This window comes from Pantoea sp. UBA5923 (assembly GCF_002431095.1).
GTDB classification, from domain to species: Bacteria; Pseudomonadota; Gammaproteobacteria; order Enterobacterales; family Enterobacteriaceae; genus Pantoea; species Pantoea piersonii.
The window spans coordinates 39,755-52,743 of record NZ_DJDN01000033.1 but is presented as its reverse complement, the minus strand read 5'-3'; the positions used below and the strand labels follow the sequence as shown (position 1 = coordinate 52,743).

Below are 12,989 nucleotides of genomic sequence, written 5' to 3'. Positions count from 1 at the left end.
TTAATCTTCAGGTTGAACCGCTATTTTACCCTGTTCCACGCGGAACATCTTGCCCTTTTCGTCACTCATATCGATGACATGATCGGTGGCGATAGCGCTGACAAACACCTGAGCCTGCGTGGCTTTCAGTCGTTGCGCCAGCAGGCGCCGACGGCTGTCGTCCAGCTCGGAAGCGAAGTCATCAATCAGGTAAAGACAGCGGCGTCCGCTCTGGCGCGTCAGGAACTCGCCCTGCGCCAGACGCAATGCACACATCAATAATTTTAACTGGCCGCGCGACAGCAGATCTTCGACCGGCGTGCCGTCGGCGCGAATGCGGAAATCCGCTTTATGCGGGCCGCTGGCGGTATAGGTCAGGGCGCGATCGCGCTCAAAATTGCGCTCCAGCAGCTCGCCGTAGGCGCTCTCTTTATCCCAGCCGCGCTGGAAAGAGAAATTCAGCGCAAACTCCGGCAAGAACTGCCCGCAGGTAGCGACAATCTCCGCCGAGATAGCTTCGCTGTATTCGGCGCGCCACTGGCTGATCTGTTCCGCTAACGGCACCAGCTCCTGGTCCCAGGCGCGGATCTGGCTATAGCGCGTGACCTGGCGCAGTGCGGCGTTGCGCTGCTTGAGCAGCCGCCGTAAATTGCTCCAGGCGTTAAAGAAACCGGGCGTATTATGAAAACAGCCCCAGTCGACATAGGCTCTACGGTATTTAGGGCCGCCGTTGAGCAAAGTAAACCCCTCTGGCGTAATTAACTGCATCGGCAGCAACTGCGCCAGCTCTGCAACCTTATGCCCGTCGCTGCCGTCAATGCGCACCTTGCTGTCGCCGGCGCGGTTCTTCGTCAGGCCCACCGAGATTTCACGCTCGCTGCTTTCAATTCGGCCATGCAGCACAAAAGCGGCCTCATCGTGACGGATTACGCGGCCAGCCTGCAAACTGCGAAACGCGCGGCCATGGCCCAGCGTATAGATCGCCTCCAGCACGCTGGTTTTGCCGCTGCCGTTCGCGCCGACCAGGAAATTGAATCCCGGCGCCAGCGCCAGATCGGCCTGTTCGATATTACGAAAGTCTTTGATAAGGAGGCGGGTTAAAGCCATGAATCAGTCCAGCGTGAAGGCAATTAAGAGGTGTCGCGTCTTCGCGATCCAGGGCGTCAGCGGCGAAGCGAGTTAGCCCGATATCGACCTGACCAGGCCGTCGTCGGCGTCACCGTTACTTTGCGTCTCGCCAGCGCAGCCACCGGAACGTACTGAAGTACGTGGGGATGGCAGGCACTGCCGGGACGCAAAGTAGTCAGTAAGCCAGGTATTCTACAACCGCATGGGCATGACGACGTAGGCGGCAGCCGGGCTCGCCACATCTTCAATCTGCACGCTCGACACCGAATCCGTCAGCAGCAGACGCACATTTTCGCACTTCAGCGCGTTCAGCACGTCCAGCACATAGCTAACGTTAAAACCGATCTCCAGCTCGCTGCCGCCGTAGGTTACGTCGAGCATCTCTTCCGCCTCTTCCTGTTCAGGGTTATTGGCGGTGATCTTAAGCTGATTTTCGGTGATATAGAGGCGAACACCGCGGAACTTCTCATTCGACAGAATGGCGGCGCGCGCAAAGGCCTGCTTAAGGATATCGCAGCCCGCTTCCAGCGACTTGTCCGGATTTTTCGGCAGAACGCGGCGATAGTCGGGGAAACGGCCATCTACCAGCTTCGAAGTAAAGATAAAGTCGCCGACGTGCGCGCGAATATTGCTGCTGCCAATCTGGACCTGCAGTGGCGTTTCGCCGCCGTCCAGCAGGCGCACCAGCTCAATTACGCCTTTACGCGGCACGATCACCGAATGGTTCGGCAGCGCCTGGCCAATCGGCATCGAGCAGACCGCCAGTCGGTGGCCGTCGGTTGCTACGGTGCGCAGCTCCTCGCCTTCAGTCTCAAACAGCATGCCGTTGAGGTAATAGCGCACATCCTGATGCGCCATAGAGAACTGCGTCGCTTCGATCAGGCGCTTCAGCGTCGCCTGCGGCAGGGTGAATTCCACCTCGCTCTGCCAGTCATCCAGATTAGGGAAGTCGCTGGCTGGCAGGGTCGAGAGCGAAAAGCGGCTGCGCCCGGAGCGCACCAGCATACGTTCGCCTTCCAGCGTCACGTTGATCTCCGCGCCCTCCGGCAGTCCGCGACAGATATCGAGGAATTTACGCGCCGGCACAGTAGTTGCGCCCGGCTCGTGCGGCTGGGCCAGCGCCACGCGCGCTACCATTTCCATTTCCAGATCGGTGCCGGTCAGCAACAGCGTGCCGTCGTTGACCTGCATCAGCAGATTTCCCAGGATCGGCAGCGTCGGACGACCGCCTAACGGGCCGCTGACTTGCTGCAGCGGCTTTAGCAACTGCTCACGTTCAACAATAAATTTCATAGCGTCAGGAGGATAATGTTCGGATGAGATTAGAGAAATCTTCTTTTATGTCGTGGCTCTCTTCGCGCAGCTGCTCGATTTTACGGCAGGCGTGAAGCACCGTGGTATGGTCGCGGCCGCCGAAGGCGTCGCCGATCTCCGGCAGACTGTGGTTCGTCAGCTCTTTCGCCATCGCCATCGCCATCTGGCGTGGGCGCGCGACCGAGCGCGAACGGCGCTTGGAAAGCAGATCCGCGACCTTAATTTTGTAATACTCGGCCACCGTCTTCTGGATATTGTCGATGGTGACCAGCTTTTCCTGCAGCGCCAGCAGATCGCGCAGCGCTTCGCGCACGAAATCGATGGTGATGGCGCGACCGGTAAAGTTCGCATTGGCGATCACACGGTTCAGCGCCCCTTCCAGCTCGCGCACGTTGGAGCGCAGCCGCTTGGCGATAAAAAAGGCGACTTCGCCCGGCAGACGAATATCGTTTTCATCCGCTTTTTTCATCAGGATAGCCACGCGCGTTTCCAGCTCCGGCGGCTCGATGGCGACCGTCAGTCCCCAGCCGAAGCGCGACTTGAGACGATCTTCCACACCGTTGATCTCTTTAGGATAACGGTCTGACGTCAGAATGATTTGCTGATTGCCTTCCAGCAGCGCGTTGAAGGTGTGGAAAAACTCCTCCTGCGAGCGCTCTTTATTGGCAAAGAACTGAATATCATCGATCAGCAGCGCGTCAACGGAGCGGTAGTAGCGTTTGAATTCTTCAATCGCGTTGTTTTGTAACGCTTTCACCATGTCCTGCACAAAACGCTCGGAGTGCATATAGACCACTTTGGCATTTGGCTTGCGCGCGATAATGCCGTTGCCGACCGCGTGCAGCAGGTGCGTTTTGCCCAGGCCTGTGCCGCCATAAAGGAAAAGCGGGTTGTAGGCGCCGCCAGGATTGTCCGCCACCTGTCGCGCCGCCGCGCGCGCCAGCTGGTTAGATTTACCCTCAACGAAGTTATCGAAGTTATGGCGGTTATTCACATTGGAGCGGTAAGTTACGTCGGCAGGCGCCGGAACGTTGTCCCAGCTTGGGCGCAGAAGCTGCGCAGGCGCGGGACGGCTCTCGACCGGCGCAGGCGCGCTGACGCTCGCCATCGCCGGCTGGCTCATGGCCGCTGGCTGCTGTTGCTGTGTAGCACGCGTTCCCACTTCAAAACGCAGCAAAGGTACGTCCACGCCGCAGAATTCATTCAGCAGCCCGTTGATATTATTAATATATTTATCTCGTACCCAGTCGAGCACAAACCGATTTGGTGCATACAAGGCCAGCGTATTGTCGTTTAACTCCGCCTGCAGCGGTCGAATCCACATGCTGAATTCGGTGGCAGGAAGCTCATCCTGCAAACGGGCAAGACACTGTTGCCAGAGCGTAAGTGACACGGCGGACTCCACTTGTACAAAATCGATAAGAAATAGTAGGCGCTAATAAAGAAACGTTCATTTTTGACACAGACGGTAGAAAGCGCCTGCGACCGCTATCAGCGGTTTCCGTCCCTGGGATCGCGACCGGATCGTCAGCGGAAGGGCGGATCATAGCGCAAAGCGAGTCAGAGATCTTCACTTTCTACACAGTTTTGATCCTTTTTATCCACAGGCCGTGGACAGGTAAACCAGTTTACGCCTGCTGGCGAAAAAAGATGCGGGCCAGGACAAAAAAAGAGTGGTTTTTCAGGCAGCCTCTCGTTTTTACCGTAGCGGCCTGCTGCCCGATCGTAAGAAGATCCCGCTGGATCCTTGCGCTTTAAAGCGGAGGCCGTATAATTCTTCCCCCGGCGTTGTCGCGCTATGCCCAATGCCCGGACTCAGCGGGCTGTATCCGGGTTTCCAGGTACCGCGACCAGCGAAGTAAATTGACTCCGGACTGTACAATTATTACAATCCCGCCTCTTTATTAAAGACACATTGAGGCGTCGGTCGTTTTACTGGCCCACAAAACGCGTCACCCAGTGAAATTTTTCAAGTTTAGGTAGAAATCGCCATGAAACGCACTTTTCAACCGTCCGTACTGAAGCGCAACCGTTCTCACGGCTTCCGTGCTCGTATGGCAACCAAAAATGGTCGTCAGGTTCTGGCACGTCGTCGTGCTAAAGGCCGTTCTCGTCTGACCGTTTCTAAGTAATAAAAGCTAACCCTCGTGGTTAAGCTCGCATTTCCCAGGGAGTTACGTTTGTTAACTCCCACTCATTTCACTTTCGTCTTCCAGCAGCCACAACGGGCTGGCACGCCGCAAATTACCATACTCGGCCGCCTTAATTCGCTGGGGCATCCCCGCATCGGTCTTACCGTCGCCAAAAAGCACGTCAAGCGCGCGCACGAACGCAACCGGATCAAACGTCTGACCCGTGAAAGCTTTCGTCTGCGTCAGCATGAATTGCCGGCGATGGATTTCGTCGTCGTGGCGAAAAAGGGGATTGCCGATCTCGACAACCGTACGTTGGCGGAAGCGTTGGAGAAGTTATGGCGTCGTCACTGTCGCCTGGCGCGCGGCTCCTGATCGTCCTGATCCGCGTCTATCAGCGCGGCATCAGCCCCTTGCTGGGACCGCACTGCCGGTTTCAGCCAACCTGCTCTCATTATGGAATTGAGGCGTTACGCAGGTTTGGCCTGATAAAAGGCAGTTGGTTGACATTCAAACGCGTATTAAAATGCCACCCTTTGAACCCGGGTGGTGACGATCCTGTGCCGCCAAAAAACCTTTGATACCAGAGAACATTAACGATGGATTCGCAACGCAATCTTTTTCTCATCGCTTTTCTGTTCGTGTCTTTCATGATCTGGCAAGCCTGGCAGACGGACCACGCTCCGCAGCCGCAGCAGACCCAGACCACGCAGAACACCAACAGCGCAGCAGGTGATGCCGCCAGCCAGGGCGTACCGGCCAGCGGCCAGGGCAAAACGATCACCGTTAAGACTGATGTCCTGTCATTGAATATCAACACCCGCGGTGGCGATGTCGAGCAAGCTCAGCTGCTGACCTACCCAGCTAAACTGGGTTCCGATGAGCCGTTCCAGCTGCTGGAAACCACGCCGTCCTTCGTTTATCAGGCACAGAGCGGGCTGACTGGCCGCAACGGTCCGGATAACCCGAACAACGGCGCGCGTCCGCTGTTCACCGCCGCTCAGGATCACTTTGAAATGGCCGATGGCCAGACCGAGCTGCGCGTGCCGATGACCTACACCGCCGAAAACGGCGTGGTCTACACGAAAACCTTCGTCTTCAAGCGCGGTGAGTTTGCGGTGGACGTGGATTATCACGTTAACAACACCACTCAGCAGCCGCTGGAAGTGTCGCTGTTCGGCCAGCTGAAGCAGACCATCGATCTGCCTAAGCATCGCGATACCGGCAGCAACAACTTTGCGTTGCATACCTTCCGCGGCGCGGCGTACTCCACCAGCGAAGAGAAGTACGAAAAATATAAGTTCGATAACATCGCGGATAACGAAAACCTGAACGCGACCACCAGCAACGGCTGGGTGGCGATGCTGCAGCAATATTTTGCTACCGCATGGGTACCGCGTACCGCAGGCAACAATGCGCTCTATACCAGCAACCTGGGCAACGGCATTGCGGCGATCGGCTATAAATCCGCGCCTGTTACTGTCGCTGCGGGCCAGCAGCAGGATCTGGGCGCAACCCTGTGGGTCGGTCCGGAAATTCAGGACAAGATGGCTGCCGTCGCGCCGCATCTCGACCTGACTGTCGATTACGGCTGGCTGTGGTTTATCTCTCAGCCGCTGTTTAAGCTGCTGAAGTTCCTGCACAGCTTTATCGGCAACTGGGGCTTCTCCATCATCGTCATCACCTTTATCGTGCGCGGCATCATGTACCCGCTGACCAAAGCGCAGTACACCTCGATGGCGAAAATGCGCATGCTGCAGCCGAAAATTCAGGCGATGCGTGAGCGCCTGGGCGACGACAAGCAGAAGCAGAGCCAGGAGATGATGGCGCTGTATAAAGCGGAAAAGGTTAATCCGCTGGGCGGCTGTCTGCCGCTGGTTATCCAGATGCCGATCTTCCTTGCGCTCTATTACATGCTCTCTGGTTCAGTAGAACTGCGCCATGCGCCGTTTGTGCTCTGGATCCATGACCTGTCGGCGCAGGACCCCTACTACATCCTGCCGATTCTGATGGGCATCACCATGTTCTTCATTCAGAAGATGTCACCGACCACCGTGACCGATCCGATGCAGCAGAAGATCATGACCTATATGCCGGTTATCTTTACCGTGTTCTTCCTGTGGTTCCCGTCAGGTCTGGTGCTGTACTACATCGTCAGCAACCTGGTAACCATTCTCCAGCAGCAGCTGATTTATCGCGGGCTGGAAAAACGCGGCCTGCATAGCCGCGACAAGAAGAAGGCGTAACGCGCTTACGCCCGTCTGACAATCTGGTTTACCCTGAGGCGGTCATTAAGACCGCCTTATTTTTTAGCGAGAGAAAATCCCATGAGCCACAGCGATACTATCGTCGCCCAGGCGACGCCTCCCGGACGCGGCGGCGTCGGTATTTTGCGTATCTCCGGCGCGCGCGCCGCCGAGGTGGCGCAGCAGGTGCTCGGCAAACTGCCGAAGGCGCGCTACGCCGACTATCTGCCGTTCAAAGATGCCGACGGCAGCGTGCTGGATCAGGGCATCGCGCTGTGGTTCCCTGGCCCGAACTCCTTTACCGGCGAAGATGTGCTGGAGCTGCAGGGACACGGCGGCCCGGTGATCCTCGACCTGCTGCTGAAACGCATCGTGGCGCTGCCCGGCGTGCGCATCGCCCAGCCGGGCGAGTTCTCTGAGCGCGCCTTTCTTAATGACAAGCTCGATCTGGCGCAGGCCGAGGCTATCGCCGACCTGATTGACGCCAGCTCCGAGCAGGCGGCGCGTTCGGCGGTCAACTCGCTGCAGGGCGCTTTCTCGACCCGCATCAACCAGCTGGTCGAGGCGCTGACTCATCTGCGCATCTACGTCGAAGCGGCCATCGACTTCCCCGATGAAGAGATCGATTTTCTCTCCGACGGCAAAATCGAAGCGCAGCTTGATGAGGTGATTGCCGATCTTGATGGCGTGCGCGCCGAGGCGCGGCAGGGAAGCCTGCTGCGCGAAGGCATGAAGGTGGTGATTGCTGGTCGTCCGAACGCCGGCAAGTCGAGCCTGCTCAATGCGCTGGCCGGGCGCGAAGCGGCGATCGTCACCGATATCGCCGGCACCACGCGCGACGTGCTGCGCGAGCATATTCATATCGACGGCATGCCGCTGCATATCATTGATACCGCCGGGCTGCGCGAAGCCAGCGATGAGGTCGAGCGTATCGGCATCGAGCGCGCCTGGCAGGAGATCGAGCAGGCGGATCGCGTGCTGTTTATGGTCGACGGCACCACCACCGACGCCACGGAAGCGGCGCAGATCTGGCCCGACTTTGTTTCGCGCCTTCCTGCAGCGTTGCCGATTACCGTTGTGCGCAACAAAGCGGACGTTACCGGCGAAACGCTGGGCCTGACGGAAGTAAATCATCACTCACTTATTCGTCTCTCGGCGCGCACCGGCGCGGGCGTGGACGCGCTGCGCGACCACCTGAAGCAGTCGATGGGCTTTTCCGGCAATATGGAAGGCGGCTTCCTGGCGCGCCGCCGCCATCTTCAGGCGCTGGAGTTAGCAGCTACTCACTTACAGCAGGGCAAGGCGCAGCTGCTGGGCGCATGGGCGGGCGAGCTGCTGGCGGAAGAGCTACGGCTGGCGCAGCAGGCCCTGAGCGAAATCACCGGCGAGTTTACCTCCGACGATTTGCTGGGCAGGATATTCTCCAGCTTCTGTATCGGTAAGTAAGCGCTTAAACACGCCTTCCCTCCACAACCAGCCGCCGGACATGAGCTAATGTCCGGCGCAGCGCCCGCCAAAAACAGTACGAATTTACGCCCCGCTTATTTATGCCTTTCTCATTTGGCGGCGAACCGCTGTTGGAGTATAAACGGTAAGAAACCCATCGTTTTTTCCGGATACGCCTTCAATATGGCAAGCCTCAGGCGGCCGTTTCCGCCCGACAAAGGAGAGTAAAATGCACACACCGCTCGACAATTCCGCACTGGACCAGCTGTTTAACGAAGCCCGCACCTACAGCTACTGGCAGGACAAAGCCATTGACGCTGACGTGTTGGAACAGCTCTATACGCTGACCGCCCTTGGCCCGACCTCGGCCAACTGCTCGCCTGGCCGCTTTGTCTTTGTCACCTCGCAGGAGGGCAAAGAGAAGCTGAAACCGGCGCTCTCATCCGGCAACCTGGAAAAGACCATGACCGCGCCGGTGACGGTGATCGTCGCCCATGACCTGGCGTTTTATGAGCAGCTACCGCAGCTGTTTCCGCACGCCGATGCGCGCAGCTGGTTTACCGGCAATACGGAGCTGGTGAAAGAGACCGCCTTTCGCAACAGCAGCCTGCAGGCGGGTTATCTGATAATGGCCGCACGTTCGCTCGGGCTGGACGCCGGTCCGATGTCTGGCTTCGATCCATCGAAAATCAATGAGGCGTTTTTCACAGGCAGCAACTGGCAGGTAAATATGTTGATTAACCTCGGTTACGGCAACCATGAAAAACTGCATCCACGCCTGCCGCGCCTGCCTTTTGAACAGGCATGTAAACTTGCCTGACGGCAATCAGCCGCTGTGCCCTTGCGTAGCGGCTTCCTTCTTCCCGCAGCCTGTTATCAGTCAATTCTGAATATGGTGCCATTGTGCTCCATGCCGGATGCAATGTGCTCAGAAAATTCTTACAATGCGCCCTGATGATTAAGTGACCATTTTCACGGAGCGACGGATGGCGGGTCATTTTGTACGTTGGATGGGCGATCGCGGCATTGTGGCCGACGCCATGCGCATGCCGCAGGATGTGATTGATCAGGCGCGACAGCTTCCTGACAAACACCGCGGTCGCTTTCTTATTGCCCGTCTGATGCTGGCGCAGCTGATGATGCGCGTTTACGGCATTACTACTCTTCCTACCCTCGTTACCCAGTCCAATGGCCGCCCGGCCTTTGCAGATCGTGATTTACCCGATTTTAGTATCGCCTATGCCGGAAATATGGTCGGCGTGCTGCTGGCTGAAGAAGGCGGACGCGCCGGGCTGGATATGGAGATCGTACGCGCCCACAGCCGACAGACGCAGGAGCAGCTGATGCAGTCGCTTACGTCAGGCGAGCGCACCTGGATTAATGCGCAGCAGGACTTTATGGAAGCGGTGACGCAAATCTGGACGCTGCGCCAGAGCATTCTCAAGCTGACCGGCGAAGGCAGCGACAATATGGCCTCGCTGCGGTTGCAGCCTGCCGCTGGTCGCCTCCGCTCGACGATTTACCCCGATATTCAGGCGGTGTGCGATGCGGAGCCGACGCTGGTATGGTCATGCGCCCTGTCGCCCGCGACCCAGCGTCTGCATTTATGGGAAATTGATGCCTCGCAACAGTGGCACGCGCTGCGCGACGTAGAGATGAGTAAACCCAATATCGGGCCGCGCACGCTGCGTCTGACCAGCTCGCCGCTGGAACGCAGCGCCCATCCTGAGATGTAAAAAAGGCCGCGTAAGCGGCCTGGGACTAACCTGCCCGAACTTCGTCGGTGCCACGCGCTATTAAAACGCGTGGATCGAAAGCTTAAGAATAATACTGAATATATTATCAACGCGCGCGGTGAAACCGACTAAATATAAACCGCTTTAGCGCGTTGACGCCCTTTCTGAAATTATTCCGATAATGACGTCGCAGACGCTTTGTAAGTTATTAATCTGTAAGTTGTTAAGATTTTATTATGCTTTAAGCTTAATTTCTGACTTGTCATTATTAAGCCCAGTCTGGAAAATTATAAACGCGCGTTATTTTAGCGCTTAAATTACATAGCAACGCATAATTAAGGCGTCACTCTGCACAGGCTGCGGAGAGGAAGCCTGTTATCTGGACAGGGAAAAATATATGAAGCGTATAGCGTGGGTTGATAATCTGAGGGGTATTGGCGTACTTGTTGTTATTCTGTTGCACTGCGTTATTGCGGTAAACGGTAATGTGGGGCATTTTTCACCACTGATTAAGATACTGGATCCTTTGCTGATCCCTGTTTTCCTCGGCCTGGTCTTTTTTGTCTCCGGACTCTTTGTCGATGCGGGATTGCGCAAGGGATTAGGACCATTCATCCATAATAAAGCGCAGACGATTCTTTATCCTTTTGTGGTGTGGGTGGCCATCTATGGCGGATTAAAAATTCTGTTCAGCTCTATGGCTAATAATCCACAGTCGCCGCTGCATGTGCTGGCGATGCATTTAAGCGGCGGCGGCGATATTACCTGGTTTTTACATTCGCTCTTTTTCTTTTTTATCGCCATTATCGTGGTTCGCCAGCTGCCCTTTTGGCTAGTTATTCCAGCCTGTCTGCTGGCGGGTTACCTGCTGCCGCCGCTTGATGCCAACGGCATGTTTGCCAGCTTTGATAATACGCACCTCAACAAATCCATTAATCTGTTTATTTTCTTCTATCTGGGCGATCAGGTCGTGCGTAACCAGTTTGATATTGCTAAGCGAAGTGAAAATATCCTGCTGGTGCTCGCGTCGCTGGCAAGCGTTATTCTGTTTGAGTGCCTGACGCTGATGATGGCTCAGCCGCCCTCGCACACGCTGCTGGCGGCGCTGGCACTGCTCTCAGTGCCGCTGTTTGTCTGGATTTCCCTGAAGCTGAATTCACGTGTCGTGCACTATGTGGGCGTTAACTCTATCGTCTTTTATCTGTCGCATTACCTGGTGATCCAGCTGTTCAGCAAACTCTTTAAGCTGCATACCGATTCGCTCTGGCTGCAGGATTTACTGTTTGTGCTGGCCTTTGCGGCGGCGATGATTTTGCCGTGGAGTCTTTGTCTGCTGCGCCAGCGCGGCTGGTTCAACTTTCTGTTTACCCTGCGCTCATCGCCGCGGGTAAAGCAGGCGAAGACCGCCTGAGAAGGCGCGGAACCTCTGAGCAGAGGTTCCGCGAAGGGTTTATTAACCGGCGTGGGGGTTAATGCGCGTCGATAAAGGCGATCTTCAACACAAACAGCAGCGCCACAACCACCACGCAGGGGCTGATTTCGCGCCAGCGACCAGTGCCCAGCTTCATCACGCAGTAGGCGATAAAGCCCAGCGCAATACCTTCGGTAATCGAAAAGCTGAACGGCATCATCGCCGCAGTCACAAAAGCCGGTACCGCTTCAGTTAAATCGTCCCAGCGCACGCGCGACAGGCTGGCGGTCATCAGTACGCCAACATAAATCAGCGCGCCTGCGGCCGCATAGCCCGGCACCATCGCCGCCAGCGGCGAGAGGAACATCACCAGCAGAAAAAGCACGCCGGTCACCACCGCCATCAGGCCGGTGCGGCCGCCAGTCGCCACGCCGGACGAACTTTCGATGTAAGCGGTCACTGACGAGGTACCCGCCAGTGCGCCGGTTACTGAACTGAAGCTGTCGACGAACAGCGCCTGCTTCATGCGCGGGAACGTGCCTTTCTCATCGGTGAGGCCCGCTTTATCGGTTACGCCAATCAGGGTGCCGGAAGAGTCAAACAGGTTGACCAGCATAAAGGAGAAAATCACGCCCGCCATGCCGATATTGAACGCGCCTTTAATGTCCGCCAGCCCTAATACGCTGCCGATTGCAGGCGGCGCAGAGAAGAGGCCGACATATTTCACATCGCCCAGCGCCCAGCCGATTGCCGTGGTAATCACCATCGAGATCAGCACCGCCGCATGGATATTGCGCGACGCCAGAATCGCGATAATAAAGAAGCCGAGCGCGCCGAGCAGGACGCTGTGCGAGGTCAGGTTACCCACGGCGGCGATAGTATCGGGATTCGCCACGATAATACCGGCGTTTTTCAGCCCCATCATGGCGATGAAAAGGCCGATGCCCGCGGTAATGCCGACGCGCAGGCCCAGCGGGATATTGGCGATCATCCAGTAGCGCACGCGCAGTAGCGTCAGGATCAGCAGACCCAGCGCGCCCCAGAAAATCGCGCCCATGCCGACCTGCCACGAGTAGCCCATCGCGCCGACCACCACAAAGGCGAAAAAGGCGTTCAAGCCCATCGCCGGTGCCAGCGCCACCGGCAGGTTGGCGACCAGCCCCATCAGAATACTGCCGAAGGCGGCGATCAGGCAGGTAGTGACGAATACCGCCTGGGTATTCATGCCCGCCACGCCAAGAATCTGTGGATTTACAAAGACGATGTAGACCATCGTCAGGAAAGTGGTAACACCGGCGATAATCTCGGTGCGCACCGTAGTGCCATGTTCCTGCAGCCTGAAAACGCGCTGCAAAAGGCCTTGTTTACTCATGCCAGGATCCTGATGAAAAGAACTCGGCGCGTATCCTGACCGCTTTGCCGCGGCAATACAATGATTTTTCGCAACCGTTTCCGGGATCGCAATCTGCGGCGATTAGGTTAAAGTGTGTGCTCTCCCGAAATCAGAAGGATAGCGACAGATGTCAGTAGAGTGTGTGTTTTTTGACTGCGACGGCACCCTGGTAGACAGCGAATTGCTCTGTACCCAGGCTTACGT

The 12,989-nt window shown here is 56.8% G+C and carries 11 protein-coding genes and 2 pseudogenes; 9 read left to right on the top strand and 4 right to left on the bottom strand.

Annotated elements, in window-relative coordinates:
- The 3 genes from recF to dnaA form a co-directional block, all read right to left on the bottom strand.
- Positions 1 to 1,086: a DNA replication/repair protein RecF gene (gene recF / locus B3797_RS08625; protein WP_311784328.1), complete on the bottom strand. Its 1,086-nt coding sequence runs from the start codon at positions 1,084 to 1,086 to the stop codon at positions 1 to 3.
- 213 nt (positions 1,087 to 1,299) lie between these two features.
- Complete coding sequence (gene dnaN / locus B3797_RS08620) at positions 1,300 to 2,400, bottom strand: DNA polymerase III subunit beta (RefSeq protein WP_120457729.1); 1,101 nt, start codon at positions 2,398 to 2,400, stop codon at positions 1,300 to 1,302.
- A gap of 4 nt (positions 2,401 to 2,404) precedes the next feature.
- Positions 2,405 to 3,814 (bottom strand): chromosomal replication initiator protein DnaA, encoded by a 1,410-nt coding sequence (dnaA, locus tag B3797_RS08615; protein WP_120457728.1) that lies wholly within the window; start codon positions 3,812 to 3,814, stop codon positions 2,405 to 2,407.
- A gap of 598 nt (positions 3,815 to 4,412) precedes the next feature.
- Here dnaA and rpmH point away from each other — a divergent pair.
- The 8 genes and pseudogenes from rpmH (at position 4,413) to B3797_RS08575 (ending at position 11,392) form a co-directional block, all read left to right on the top strand.
- A complete protein-coding gene (rpmH, locus tag B3797_RS08610; RefSeq protein ID WP_003849659.1) occupies positions 4,413 to 4,553 on the top strand; it encodes a 50S ribosomal protein L34 in 141 nt (46 codons plus the stop codon).
- Positions 4,554 to 4,568: 15 nt separating this feature from the next.
- Positions 4,569 to 4,928: a ribonuclease P protein component gene (gene rnpA / locus B3797_RS08605; protein ID WP_081140549.1), complete on the top strand. Its 360-nt coding sequence runs from the start codon at positions 4,569 to 4,571 to the stop codon at positions 4,926 to 4,928.
- Positions 4,892 to 5,150 (top strand): annotated as a pseudogene (yidD, locus tag B3797_RS08600) (membrane protein insertion efficiency factor YidD). Before rnpA ends, yidD begins: the two are co-directional and overlap by 37 nt.
- Positions 5,151 to 5,152: 2 nt before the next feature.
- Positions 5,153 to 6,799: a membrane protein insertase YidC gene (gene yidC, locus B3797_RS08595; RefSeq protein WP_311784327.1), complete on the top strand. Its 1,647-nt coding sequence runs from the start codon at positions 5,153 to 5,155 to the stop codon at positions 6,797 to 6,799.
- 81 nt (positions 6,800 to 6,880) lie between these two features.
- Entirely contained in the window at positions 6,881 to 8,245 is a 1,365-nt protein-coding gene (gene mnmE, locus B3797_RS08590) for a tRNA uridine-5-carboxymethylaminomethyl(34) synthesis GTPase MnmE (protein ID WP_311784326.1), read from the top strand.
- A 229-nt stretch (positions 8,246 to 8,474) separates the two neighbouring features.
- Complete coding sequence (locus B3797_RS08585) at positions 8,475 to 9,065, top strand: malonic semialdehyde reductase (RefSeq protein ID WP_311784325.1); 591 nt, start codon at positions 8,475 to 8,477, stop codon at positions 9,063 to 9,065.
- A 166-nt stretch (positions 9,066 to 9,231) separates the two neighbouring features.
- Positions 9,232 to 9,981 carry a 4'-phosphopantetheinyl transferase family protein gene (locus B3797_RS08580; RefSeq protein WP_311790872.1) on the top strand — a complete coding sequence of 250 codons (750 nt, stop codon included), beginning with the start codon at positions 9,232 to 9,234 and terminating at the stop codon, positions 9,979 to 9,981.
- Positions 9,982 to 10,378: 397 nt separating this feature from the next.
- Positions 10,379 to 11,392: an acyltransferase family protein gene (locus B3797_RS08575; protein ID WP_311790871.1), complete on the top strand. Its 1,014-nt coding sequence runs from the start codon at positions 10,379 to 10,381 to the stop codon at positions 11,390 to 11,392.
- A gap of 58 nt (positions 11,393 to 11,450) precedes the next feature.
- On the opposite strand, the gene B3797_RS08570 is transcribed toward B3797_RS08575, so the two are convergent.
- Complete coding sequence (locus B3797_RS08570; protein ID WP_311790870.1) at positions 11,451 to 12,764, bottom strand: NCS2 family permease; 1,314 nt, start codon at positions 12,762 to 12,764, stop codon at positions 11,451 to 11,453.
- Positions 12,765 to 12,912: 148 nt separating this feature from the next.
- On the opposite strand from B3797_RS08570, the pseudogene B3797_RS08565 reads away from it, so the two are divergent.
- Positions 12,913 to 12,989 (top strand): annotated as a pseudogene (locus B3797_RS08565) (6-phosphogluconate phosphatase); the annotation flags it as partial.